Raw genomic sequence first — 13,449 nt, 5'->3', positions numbered from 1 at the left:
ACTTATTTATAAATTTGACCCATGTTAAACTTCTTCAAGAAAAATGCAGCGCTGATCTGGGCAAAAAAACACGTCCAAAAAGCAGAGGATTTCAAAAAAAATGCTGAGAAAAACCAGGAAGACTTACTCCTTTCTCTGGTGAATACTGCTCAAAAAACACTTTTCGGGCGGGAACATGATTTTGAAAATATTCATTCTGTAAAAGAATTTCAGGACAGAGTTCCTGTAGCTGATTATGAAGATCTGAAACCTTATATTGAAAGGGTAAAAAAAGGACAGGCTAATATTCTATGGACAGAAACTCCGGAGTATTTTGCCAAAACTTCAGGAACCACTTCCGGTTCTAAGTACATTCCGATCTCCAAAGAAGGAATGCCGTTTCAGATTGCCGGAGCTCAAAGCGCCTTATTTCATTATATCAGCAGAAAAAACAATGCTGATTTCGTGAATGGGAAAATGATTTTTCTTCAGGGCAGCCCGGAACTGGAAGAAGTATTTGGGATAAAAACAGGAAGACTTTCCGGTATTGTAGCCCATCATATTCCTAATTATCTTCAGAAAAACCGTCTGCCAAGTTGGGAAACCAATATTATGGAAGACTGGGAGTCTAAGGTAGATAAAATTATTGAAGAAACGGAACATGAAAACATGACGCTGATCTCAGGAATTCCGCCATGGCTGATCATGTATTTTGAGAAACTGACAGAGAAACATGGTAAAAAGATCAAACAGCTTTTCCCTAATCTTCAGCTTATTGTAACCGGAGGTGTTAATTACGAACCTTACCGTGATAAAATGGAGGAGCTATTGGGAGGTAAAGTAGATATTGTTCAGACCTTTCCAGCTTCTGAAGGTTTTTTTGCTTTCCAGGATAATTATACTCAAGAAGGATTACTATTATTAACCAATCACGGGATTTTCTATGAATTTATTCCTTTGGAAGAATACGGTAAGCCCGGAGCAAGGCGATTAACTTTAAAAGAAGTTGAGCTTCATAAAGATTACGCATTAATTCTTACGACCAATTCCGGTTTGTGGGCCTATTCTATAGGAGATGTTGTAAGATTTATCAGCAAAGATCCCTACAGGGTTTTGGTAAGTGGAAGAACAAAACATTTTACTTCTGCATTTGGAGAGCACGTGATTGCTTTTGAAGTAGAGGAAGCAATGAAAGCTGCCCTTGAAAAATATCCGGCACAGATCACAGAATTCCATCTGGCTCCGCAGGTAAATCCGGCTGAAGGACTTCCCTATCACGAATGGCTGATTGAATTTGAAAAAGAACCTGAGCAATCAGAAGCATTCAGGGACGAACTTGATCTACAGCTTCGTAAAAGAAACACTTACTATGATGATTTGATTTCAGGGAATATTTTACAGAAATTGCAGATTACGAGACTTAAGAAAGGAGCATTTCATGAATATGCCAAATCCCAGGGAAAATTAGGGGGCCAGAATAAGACACCAAGATTGGCTAATGACAGAAAGATTGCAGATTTATTGGGAATTTACAAATTTTAATCATATTTTTTCAATTCCAAAAACGTATATTCAAAAAAAATTATAAATTTGAAAAACTAAAAGAAAATAATGAAAGCATCTGTACTGTTGAAATCATCTTTACTAACATCTTTATTTGTTATTACATCTTGTGCTACTACAAAATACAGCGAAGATATTTCAAAAAACAACTACTCTAATCTTGAAGCCGGAAAAATATATAAAGTAACGATGAGAGATGGCTCACCAAAGCAGACCATCTTATTCAGAAACGTTGTTGGTGAAAATCTGGTAGGTACAGCCGGTAAAAAAGACAGTACAGAAGTAATTATTCCTAAAGCCAATGTGGCTGCTGTAAAAGACAGAAGAAAGGCAAGAATTGCTGCAGGAGCTACCATCATTGGCGCAGCAGGTGTTGCCGCTATCGTACTAAGTTCTACAAGAGCTGACTAAAATAGATATTATCTTTTGAGACTTATTTAATATATCTTTCAAAAACTGACATATAAATGGCCCTAAATAAATTTTTAGGGCTATTTTTGTTCATGATTTCCTTTACCCCGTTACAAACATTACAAAATGTTGAATTCAGAAATCTTCTCACCGGGAGATTTTTTATTGTTTTAGCTTTCAGAATGCTTGCCACTTTATTAGGATGGTGGGTGTATCAATTAACAAAAGATCCTTTTTCCATAGGCCTTATCGGACTTTCTGAGGTAATTCCTGCGGTAAGCTGTGCCCTGTATGCCGGACATGTTATTGACATGAATGAAAAAAAGAGGCTGCTCCTTATTTGTAATTATGCTTATATTTTTCTGATCGGGCTTCTGCTGATTCCTGCATTCTTTAATGTGGAAATGCACTTTACAGGTCATCAGATTACCTATTATATTTATGGCGTTATTTTTTTCACAGGGATAGCAAGAGCCTTTATCGGTCCTATTGTTCCTTCCATGATTCCTAAAATCGTAAAGAAAGAAAACCTTCCGAATGCAGTAACCTTAAACCAGGCAACTTTCCTGATATCTTCAGTTTGCGGCCACGCTATTGGCGGTGTTCTTATTGGGTTTATCGGGGTAAAATGGACCCTGGTTGCTATTTTAACATTAATATTTGTTGCGTCGTTATTCTTCTGGCAGCTTCACAAACAGCATTCTGAATATAAAAAGGAAACAGTAAATGTAGTGGAAAGTATGCGTGAAGGGATTTCGTATATTTTTAAAACCAAAGAGATTCTGGGAGCGCTGTGCCTTGATATGTTTGCCGTACTTTTCGGTGGTGCGGTAGCCATGATCCCTGTATTTGCGACTGATATTTTACAGTCGGGTGCTGAAGGTTTCGGCTTACTGAACGCTGCTTCAGATATTGGCTCCATGTGTATTATTACTATTTTGTCTATTGTTCCTCTTCGGAAAAATCAAGGGAAAATACTTCTTGCGGTTGTTACCGGATTCGGACTATGTATTATTGGATTCGGGTTATCAAAACTATACTGGCTGTCTTTTATGTTTCTGGTGATGAGCGGAATGCTGGATGGGATTTCTGTTGTTATCCGCGGTACCATTGTTCAGCTAAAAACGCCTGATCATATCAGAGGACGTGTTCTGAGTGTGAACTCCATTTTCATTATGTCCAGCAATGAAATGGGACAGTTCGAAAGCGGGCTTATGGCCAAATTACTGGGAGTAGTACGCTCTGTTGTATTTGGCGGCTGTATGACTGTTTTAGTTGCAATGCTTGTAGGAAGCACCAATCCTAAATTGAGAAAGATGCAATATTAACTTATTGTTTACCAGCCTATTTAAAATCGGATATTAAAAAAATCAAAATCCGAAATACTTAAAATCAGAATAGAACGTTTTCTATTCTGATTTTTGTTTTATACTTGTTTTTTAAAAAATTATTAAAGAATTCAATCTCAAATATTTATTAAAACCGCTCATATATTTGCGATCTATGCATTATTGAATCCCAAAAATAAAATACCACATTTAAAACCAATACATTACTTTCATTAAATATATCCTAAAATCTTTAATTTAACGTTAATAATTTTTTATATTTGCTTCATAAAATATCCCCCTATGACTAAACTTTTACTAATTTTGAGTTTTCTCGTGACAGGTTCTCTGATGAATGCTCAATTTTTTTCAGATCAAACCTTACAACAAGCTGTTTTACAATTCGATAACGCTAAAACAGAAAACGATTACGATATGCTATTTTCCAGATTTTCAGAAGCTAAAACTTCAGATAAATGGCAGGCTAATTATTATGCAGCAGCAGCATTGTATCTTAAAACGAATTTCCTTTTAAATAACAGTCCAAACAGCCCTCTTGGAGAGCCTAATGAGACTGCAAGAAAACTGGCCATGCAATCCCTTGCTTCTGAAAAGAACAATGGAGAAGTAAATCTTCTTCTTGCGCTTATTCATTTTCAGAAAATCAGAATAAAAACAGCGGCAGATCCACAAAAGGAATTAAAAACCGTGGCAGGTTTCATGAATAAGGCAGAAACAACTTTAAAGAACAATCCAAGACTTTCCTTTCTAAAAGCTGAAATTGCTGAAAAGCAGGGAAACAAGACTGAAGCTATAAAGCTATATCAAAAAGCAGCCAAAGAATTTGAAACATCAGGCATTGCATCCAGTTCACCCAACTGGGGAAAACAACTGATCGGAACAAATTAACAATAAGTAAAATGCATGATCTCCTGAGCTAATTGGGACGATCAGTTTTTTTGTTATGAAAGATTTCGAAATTATCAGATAAAAAGAGCATTTTTAGTAATTAAACAGTTTTAATATTTGTTTTTAAAAATTAATTCTCATGAAAAAAACATTACTTGTTTTCTTAATCATATTTTCACATATTTTATTTGCCCAGTCAGATTGTGGTACTGCAATGGCGGTCTGCGGTAACTCTGACATTTCATATACACCAGGCGGACACGGAGACATTGCGGAAGATCTGGGCGGATGTTTAACTTCTGACGAAAAGTACTCGGTATGGTATTCTTTTACGATAGCTACAGGCGGAACCCTTACCTTTGAAATCATCCCTAACGACCAGAGTGATGATTATGACTTTGGTGTTTATGGGCCTGACAAATCCTGCTCAAACCTTGGTACCCCAATACGTTGTTCCTATTCCGGACTAAGTGGGAATACAGGTCTTAACATGACCTCTACAGATCTTAGTGAAACCGCTACAGGAGACAAATGGGTAAAATACATGGATGTATTGCCTGGCCAGACTTACTATATCATTGTGAATAACCACAGAGAAACAGCTAACGGATTCAAATTATCATGGGGCGGAACGGCTACTTTATCGTCTCCGTTCACCGATCCGAATATACAGCCTCACCCATTTGTACCTCCGGGAATTCCAGGGGCTAACCCTAATGACCCAAGAGAAGTAATCATATGTTCTAATCCGGCGACTTTTGATTTTGCATCGTTATCAGCAGGAATTCTTAACGGCAATCCAAATTTCAGCATCAGCTATCATACAAGTCAAAATGATGCCTTAACCGGCAACAACCCTCTTGTTGGTCCTCAAACGGTTACTCCTGTTGGTGTTTATTTCTACAGTATCAATTATACTGACCCGACAAACCCTAACAGCCCTATTAATAAATGCAGACAGACCGGTAAATTTAAATTTAAAGATGGTACCATCAAGGCAACAGACGTAACGTTAACAAGCTGTAACAATAATAATGCAGGTACGGCAACTTATGACCTTACGACTGCAGATGTTTTCCCTGACCCTACCGCAACCAAGAAATATTATTATACTTTATACGATCTGAATAACTCAATTAATGAGATTACCAACATCTATCAGTTTGTTTCCGCAGAGGGTAAAATATATGTAAAAGTAACTTCTGTATTCGGATGTAGTGATATTGCAGAAATTACCCTTAAATTCTATCCGCAAATTATTGCAAAAGATGCAGAATTAAGATCATGCTTTATTGAAGCGAATCCTTCCACAGCCTTATTCAACCTTGATAATGCTGCTGTTATCACGCCACAGGCAGGTATCACTAAAAAATACTTTCCTTCACTAACAGATGCAATTGACGGAACCAATGAGATTTTAAATGCTAATTATATTGCACCAAGCGGTTTAGTATATGTAAGAGTGTCTGACACCAGAGGATGTTATGTAGTGGTAAAGATTGGTTTAACTGTAATTGCCCCGGTAACATCCAGTGTATTGAAAGACAAAATCATCTGTATGGAAGATACTACCACTTTGGATGCGGGACCTGGATTCAAAAGCTACGAATGGAGTACCGGAGCTACAACACAGTCTATCAAAGATGTAGGCGTAGGAGTTTACTGGGTAAAATTAAAAACAGGGGAATGTGTTGCCACTCAAAAAGTAACGGTATATCCTTCTGAACAGCCGGTAGTAACAAATGTTGATATTTCCAACACTACATTAACGATCAATGTTATTGGAGGAACTCCGGATTACCAGTACTCTATGGATAAAATTTTATGGCAGGCTTCCAATACATTCTCTAATGTAGCAAGAGGAACTTACAAAGTGTATGTAAAGGATGCTTATGACTGCGAGCCTATTGAAGTTACAGTAGTTGTTCCTAATCTTATCAATATGATTACTCCAAACGGAGATGGTATCAATGATGTTGTAGATTATTCTGCGATGGCAGACAAACAGAATCTTATTTTGAGTATCTTTGACAGATACGGAACAAAAATCCACCAGGGAGACAAATCCAATGGTTACAAATGGGATGGCCGAATTGGAGGCAAGAATATCCCAACAGGTACCTACTGGTATTCTGTAACATGGAACGAGAATGACAAGAAGAACACTCCTTTCAAGTTTTCAGGTTGGATTGTTGTAAAAAACAGAGAATAAAACACCTTAGAATACAAAAAGCCGCTTTGGCGGCTTTTTCTTTTACAAATAGTGATAAAAATTTATTGATTTCAAGTTTGTTTAACAAAAAAAAGTTTTAACAATGAAAAAAATATTACTCCTTTTTATTTTATTGATAACGCAAATGGCCTTTTCACAGTCAGATTGTGTCACAGCAATTCCCATCTGTGGTAATTCTGACATTTCATACACCCCTTCGGGCCCGGGGAATATAATAGAAATTCTTAACCAAAACGGTGGATGCCTCAGTACCAATGAAAGATATACAGTTTGGTACACTTTCACAGTATCCACACCAGGAACACTGGCATTTACAATAAAACCTAACGATCAGGATGATGATTATGATTTTGCAGTTTACGGACCAACAGCTAACGGCTGTGCTTCGTTACAGAATGCGGATCACGTTTTCATACAGCCCATAAGATGTAACTATAGCGGTACTTCAGGAGATACAGGTCTCGATCTGACTCTTGCTCCACCAGCCGTATTCCCTACCAATCCTCCGGGTGTTACATCGAGTATGAACAATGGTAAATGGAGTCCTTATATGGATGTATTGGTTGGCCAGACTTATTATCTGGTTATTGACAACTTCAGTAGATCTGTTAATGGTTTTTCTTTAGAATGGACAGGGACTGCAAGCTTAAGTTCAGCATTTAACGATCCTGTTCTTTCGCCTAACCCATTTATCGCGCCGGGTATTCCGGGAGCGGCTCCTAATGATCCTAATCAGGTAATGGTTTGTGCGCTGCCTACCCAGTTTGATTTTACAACATTATCTGCAGCTATTATTAATGGTAACAGCACGAACTTCAAGGTTACTTATCACAAAACAACCAACGACGCCCTTACAGGACAGAATCCTCTTACAGTAACTACTGTAGACGGAGTTACAACATATTATTACAGAATTGTGTATCAGGATCCCACCAATCCGACCAATCCTATCAACGGATGTTTCATAACCGGAAAATTCAAGTTTGTCAATGTAGGTATCTCTGCCAATTCAGCTACTTTATACTCCTGTAACAACAACGGAGCGGGTACTGCAAAATATGACTTAACAACAGCCAATGTATTTGGAGGAACCGGAGCAACGATCAAGTATTATGAAACGGCGGCAGATATGAATGCAGATATTAATGAAATTACAGATCCTGCCAACTATGTTTCTGCTGAATCTACCATCTATGTAAAAGTAATTTCTTCTTTCGGATGTATCGCAACTACTACCATCAGATTATTATTCTACCCATCAGTTGTACTGAAAGATGCTGTACTCCAAAACTGTTACATCGATAATGATGTGACGCGTTCGACATTTGATCTTTCCAAAGCAGATATTGGTGTACCTGTTCCAACCCCTACCGGAACTATTATTAAGTATTACACAACAGTAGCTGATGCGAAAGCACAGACAAACCCTATTATAGCGGCATTAAACTATCTTTCAGAAAGCAAAACAGTATATGCAAGAGTGGATAATGACAAACAGTGTTATTCAATTGCTAAAATAGACCTGGTAGTATTACCTCCTGTAAAATCAGCGGTATTAAAAGATAAAACAATCTGTGCTGAAGCCAAAACTACCCTGGATGCAGGTCCTGGATTTGTAAGCTACGAATGGAGCACTGGTGAAACTACACAATCTATCAGCAATGTAGGTGTTGGTGCTTATTGGGTAAAGCTTCAGACCGGAAAATGCTTCACACTTCAGGAAGTACGTGTACATGCAAGCCTTCAGCCGGTGGTATCAGGAATCGAAATTACCAACAACAATATTACTGTAACAGCTACAGGAGGAGTTCCTCCTTACCAATATTCTGTAGACGGTGTTAACTGGCAGGATTCCAATACATTCACTGGACTTCCAAGAGGAGAAAATACGGTATATGTAAAAGATACTTATAACTGTACACCTATCCAGGTAACGATAACAGTTCCTAATCTTATTAACGCCATCACTCCGAACGGAGATAACGTAAATGATGTTATCGACTATTCAGCGTTAGCTTACAAGAAAAACCTTATCTTCATTGTATATGACAGATATGGGAATAAACTTCATGAAGCTAAGAAATTCAATAACTTTACATGGGACGGAACTGCCTTTGGTAAGAAAATCCCAACCGGAACGTACTGGTATACGATCTCATGGAATGAAAACAATAAAAACAATACCGAAACTAAATATTCAGGATGGGTATTGGTAAAGAATAAAGAATAAGTTCTACTTCATCTTTTTTGAAAAATCACCTCAGACCGGGGTGATTTTTTTTATCAACAAGACCAACCTCCTGTTTACAGCATTTTACGAAAGACTGCTAATAATTTGTTGAATACTATTTTTTTATTATTTTTTAAATAAACTATCTTTGCACCATGGCGCAGAAAGAAACATTATCATCCCTGACACACGGAAACTTTGCAAAAGAATTGTCTATTGCGGATGGAAAAATGCCTCCCAATGCAGTGGACTTTGAAAGACTGGTTATCGGAACTTTTTTGATTGACAAAAAAGGTCTTGACCATTCCATTGACCTTCTTACCCCGGAGGTATTTTATGACCCCAGACATCAGGTCATTTTTTCTACTATTCTAAAATTGTATGAAGGCAACCACCCGGTAGACTTAATGACAATCATTCAGGATTTAAAAAAAGAAGACAAGCTGAGCCAGGCAGGTGGTGATCATTACATTATTGACCTCACCATGGGAGTAAGCTCATCCGCCCATATCGAATATCACGTACGTGTTATTCTTGAAAAGTATATTTTAAGAAGCCTTATCAATGTTTCTGCTAACGTAATTGATTCTTCCTACAAAGAATCTACAGATGTTTTTGAACTTCTGGACAAGGCAGAACAGTCTTTCTTTGAGATTACCAACGGAACTATCAAGAAAGGATTCGATACTGCCAACTCATTGGTAAAACAAGCTATTGACACGATTAAATCGTTAAAAGATAAGCAGGGACTTTCCGGAGTTCCTTCAGGATTCAGAGATGTGGATAAGGAAACCGGAGGATGGCAGAATTCTGACCTCATCATTATTGCCGCCCGTCCGGCGATGGGTAAAACAGCCTTTCTTCTTTCCATGGCAAGAAATATTGCAGTAGGCCACAAAATTCCTATGGCTCTGTTCTCTCTCGAGATGGCCTCAGTACAGCTTATCACCAGAATGATTGCTTCTGAAACAAGAATTTCCTCAGAGAAACTAAGAAAAGGAACCCTGGATGATGAAGAATGGCAGAGACTATTTTCCAATGTATCTGAACTGGAAAACGCTCCTTTATATATTGATGAAACACCTTCCCTTTCCATATTCGACTTCCGTGCAAAATGCCGAAGATTGGTGATGCAGCATGGAGTAAGACTTATCATGGTTGACTACCTTCAGCTGATGACAGCCGGTGGCGGTGGAAAAGGAGTTGGAAACCGTGAACAGGAGATCTCCATGATTTCACGTTCATTAAAAGCGATTGCAAAAGAACTTAACGTACCGGTAATTGCTCTTTCCCAGCTTTCAAGAAGTGTGGAAGCCCGTCCCGGAAAAAGACCTCAGCTTTCAGATCTGAGGGAATCCGGAGCAATTGAGCAGGATGCGGATATCGTATCTTTCATCTTCAGACCGGAGTATTATAAAATTACCGTTTGGGATAATGATGAAGAAGGACAGGAAACTTCTACTGAAAACCAGGCCGAACTTATCATTGCAAAACATAGAAATGGTGCTACAGCAGATGTCAGATTATCTTTCTTAAAACATTTTGCCAAATTCGGTGACATTGAAGCTGCATTTGATGGTGGTGCCGGAGGAGGATATCCTTCCAACTTTGGAGAACCAAGCGGCTTTGACAAGATTAAAACAACGATTCAGCCAGGAGCAGCATTTGATCTTCCGGACAACTCAAAACTTTCCGGTTCTTCAATGAATGATTTTGATGACGATGATGATTTCCCGTTTTAAGAAAGACTAAAGTTTAGATCAGTTTAATTGTAGTCAATACATCCATTTTTAAAAAACAGGTTTGAGAATCGAAATTTATACCGACGGGGCTTGCAGCGGAAATCCGGGAAAAGGCGGATATGGAATTCTCATGCGTGTTCCTGAAAAAAATTACCAGAAAACATTTTCCAAAGGTTTTCGGAAAACGACCAACAACAGAATGGAACTTCTGGCGGTCATTACAGCATTGGAAAAACTGAAATCTACAGAAAACGATATCCACGTTTACACAGACAGCAAATATGTATCTGATGCGATCAACCAGAACTGGATTGCCGGATGGATCAAAAGAGGCTGGAAAAACGTAAAAAATCCAGATCTATGGAAAAAATTTGTAGAGCTGTATAACAAACACTCCCCAAAAATGCATTGGGTAAAAGGTCATGCCGGGCATTTTGAAAACGAGCTTTGCGACAAATTAGCCGTTGCAGCAGCGAGTTCTCCCGATCTTGAAATCGATACTTATTTTGAAGGTTTGGACAACAATTCGTTATTTTAATTTAATTAATGTAAATATTCAATAGACACTACAATATTCACCATTATCTCATAATTAGCAGTATTTTTTTAAAATATTATTAAAATTTAAGCGAAATTAACATTAAATACACATTATTTAACTGGGATTTAATATCTTTACATATTAATCTAAGTCCCATTATAAATGAATAAAAATCTATTATTGTATTTATCTGTTTTTTTACTCTGTATAGCCGGGAAGTCCTTTGCCCAGACTTATCAGCTTATCGGAAACCCGGTAACAACAACCGGATGGACCATGGTTTCTCCCACCCAGGTAAACACAGATTTTATTCAGCTTACACCGGATACCAACAACCAGTCCGGTTCTATCAGGCTGAATGACCCCATCAATTTAAAATATTGCGACAAATGGAGAGTAGAATTTGATTTCAGAATGGACTCCAACCAAACCTCCAACGGTGATGGAATTGCCTTCTGGTATCTCGCTAACCCTCCTGTTGCCAGCGTATTAGGATCCGGACTTGGGGTATCTCAAAATGCAGTGGGTCTTGTGGTAGGGCTTGACACTTACAACAATACCACAACTGCTACCATGAGCAAGGTTCACGTGGCTTACGGGCAGGTTCAAAATACAACAGACACCAATAACGTTGAGTTCTTTAACGTTCCCGGAAGTTCTTTCCATTCACCGGATCTGAATACTACACAACCGTTTCAGGGAACCACTTTTAAACATGTGGAAGTGACAGCACAGGTAGATCCCGCAGCTCCTACCAGCTGGATCATAAAAATAACAATAGACGGTAATGTAATTTGTAATCAGTCTTTTGCGCCTTCAGGCACTGCTGCTGCAATGACAGTAGGATATTTTGGTTTTTCAGCATCTACAGGAGGAGCAAGATCAAGACATTCCATTAAAAATGTAAAAATTTATACGGATAAAGTTCCTATTTTACAGGATTCAGCAACACAGTCATTCTGCCCCAACCCTACAACCGGATATGGATCTGTAAACCTGACTACTTTCAACTCACAATTTGTCAGCAACCCTTCCAATTATACATTTACCTATTATCCGTTTGGAAGTTCTACACCTATTGCTAATCCTGCCAATTACCAGTTCAATGCCAACACAACGGTTACAGTGGTTATTAAAGATAATGCAGGACTACTTTGTGATAACCCGGATGGTAAAATTTTATTGGTTCTAGCTCCTTTCAAAGCGGAAGACAAAACGATTACGGTATGTAACAATAACAAAGCAGGAACAGCCACTTTCAACCTGAATACAGCAAATGTTACAGGTGTTCCCGGTGCTGTTAAAAAATACTACAAAACGTTGGCAGATCTTAATGCAGATACGAATGAAATTCAAAATCCCGGCAACTACTTCTCTGCTCCCGGAGAAGTATATGTAAAAGTAACAACCCCTCAGGGATGTACAGGTACAGCTAAAATTATACTGGCATTCTATCCGGATACCCCTGTGAAAGAAGCTACTTTAAGATCATGTTTTATTGAAAATAATATTACAAGTGCTATTTTTAATCTGACTGCCGCAGATGTTACAACCTTAGGTACTGGTGCTGCCAAAAAATATTACACCTCTATAGCGAATGCTCTGGACGGAGTCAATGAAATCATGAATCCTCTTCAGTATTTATCTACAACTACTGCCGTGTATGCTAAAGTAACGGATGCCAACGGCTGTTTTAATATTGCTAAAATAAACCTTATTGTATTACCTCCTGTAACGTCTTCTGTCCTCAAAGACAAAACCATCTGTATCGGAGAAAAAACAGATCTGGATGCAGGACCTGGATTTGACGGCTATGAATGGAGCACGGGAGCAACAACTTCATCGATTAAAGATGTAGGAGTAGGTCCTTATTGGGTAAAATTGAAAACCGGCAACTGCATCACTACGCAGACTGTTAATGTAAAAGCATCTGCAAATCCTGTAATCTCCAGCATCGATATTGACAACAATACGATCACTGTCAATGTAGCAGGAGGAACACCTCCATATCAGTTTTCTCTGGATGGAGTGAACTGGCAGCCTGGCAATATATTCACAGGTTTAGCAAGAGGCGAAGTAAGAGTGTATGTAAAAGATTTTTACAACTGCACCCCTGTTGAAGTTCAGATTACCGTTCCTAACCTGATTAACGCCATCACTCCAAACGGGGACAACGTAAATGATGTTATTGACTATTCAGCGCTGGCTTACAAAAAGAATCTTGTATTCATCGTTTACGACCGATATGGCAATAAATTGTATGAAGCCGGAAAAATGAGAAATTTCACCTGGGACGGCACAGCTTCCAGTAAAAAGGTTCTTACAGGAACTTACTGGTACACCATTTCATGGAACGAAAACAATAAAGACAATACTGAAACAAAATACTCAGGCTGGGTATTGGTTAAAAACAGAGAATAAAATTACTATCAGAAACTACCTCATTTGGGGTAGTTTCGGTGTTAAAAAACAGAATTTGCCCAAACAGAGATTGGGATCAGATATTGATTTCT

The 13,449-nt window shown here is 38.3% G+C and carries 9 protein-coding genes; all 9 read left to right on the top strand.

Features of this window, described 5'->3' with window-relative positions:
- Nucleotides 1–21: 21 nt before the first annotated feature.
- The 9 genes from AC59HC_RS04075 (at nucleotide 22) to AC59HC_RS04035 (ending at nucleotide 13,357) form a co-directional block, all read left to right on the top strand.
- Nucleotides 22–1,521, top strand: coding sequence for a GH3 auxin-responsive promoter family protein (locus tag AC59HC_RS04075; RefSeq protein WP_496558047.1), 1,500 nt, complete (start codon nucleotides 22–24; stop codon nucleotides 1,519–1,521).
- A 69-nt stretch (nucleotides 1,522–1,590) separates the two neighbouring features.
- On the top strand, nucleotides 1,591–1,953 hold the full coding sequence (locus AC59HC_RS04070; protein ID WP_110008421.1) for a hypothetical protein: 363 nt from the start codon (nucleotides 1,591–1,593) through the stop codon (nucleotides 1,951–1,953).
- A 92-nt stretch (nucleotides 1,954–2,045) separates the two neighbouring features.
- Nucleotides 2,046–3,281 (top strand): MFS transporter, encoded by a 1,236-nt coding sequence (locus AC59HC_RS04065; RefSeq protein WP_411414254.1) that lies wholly within the window; start codon nucleotides 2,046–2,048, stop codon nucleotides 3,279–3,281.
- Nucleotides 3,282–3,584: 303 nt separating this feature from the next.
- Nucleotides 3,585–4,190 (top strand): tetratricopeptide repeat protein, encoded by a 606-nt coding sequence (locus AC59HC_RS04060; protein WP_343639719.1) that lies wholly within the window; start codon nucleotides 3,585–3,587, stop codon nucleotides 4,188–4,190.
- A gap of 139 nt (nucleotides 4,191–4,329) precedes the next feature.
- Nucleotides 4,330–6,402, top strand: coding sequence for an FIDD domain-containing protein (locus AC59HC_RS04055; protein ID WP_202841714.1), 2,073 nt, complete (start codon nucleotides 4,330–4,332; stop codon nucleotides 6,400–6,402).
- 103 nt (nucleotides 6,403–6,505) lie between these two features.
- Complete coding sequence (locus AC59HC_RS04050) at nucleotides 6,506–8,653, top strand: FIDD domain-containing protein (protein WP_411414206.1); 2,148 nt, start codon at nucleotides 6,506–6,508, stop codon at nucleotides 8,651–8,653.
- Between the two features lie 155 nt (nucleotides 8,654–8,808).
- Nucleotides 8,809–10,395, top strand: coding sequence for a replicative DNA helicase (dnaB, locus tag AC59HC_RS04045; RefSeq protein ID WP_110008416.1), 1,587 nt, complete (start codon nucleotides 8,809–8,811; stop codon nucleotides 10,393–10,395).
- A gap of 61 nt (nucleotides 10,396–10,456) precedes the next feature.
- The gene (gene rnhA, locus AC59HC_RS04040; protein ID WP_202841718.1) at nucleotides 10,457–10,933 is read left to right on the top strand and encodes a ribonuclease HI; all 477 of its coding nucleotides are present in this window, start codon (nucleotides 10,457–10,459) and stop codon (nucleotides 10,931–10,933) included.
- A gap of 165 nt (nucleotides 10,934–11,098) precedes the next feature.
- A complete protein-coding gene (locus AC59HC_RS04035) occupies nucleotides 11,099–13,357 on the top strand; it encodes an FIDD domain-containing protein (protein ID WP_496558046.1) in 2,259 nt (752 codons plus the stop codon).
- Nucleotides 13,358–13,449 lie beyond the last annotated feature (92 nt).

The organism is Chryseobacterium sp. DZ-32, from assembly GCF_059587025.1.
The sequence above is the reverse complement of the archived record's forward strand: the minus strand, read 5'-3'. Positions and strand labels throughout refer to the sequence as shown.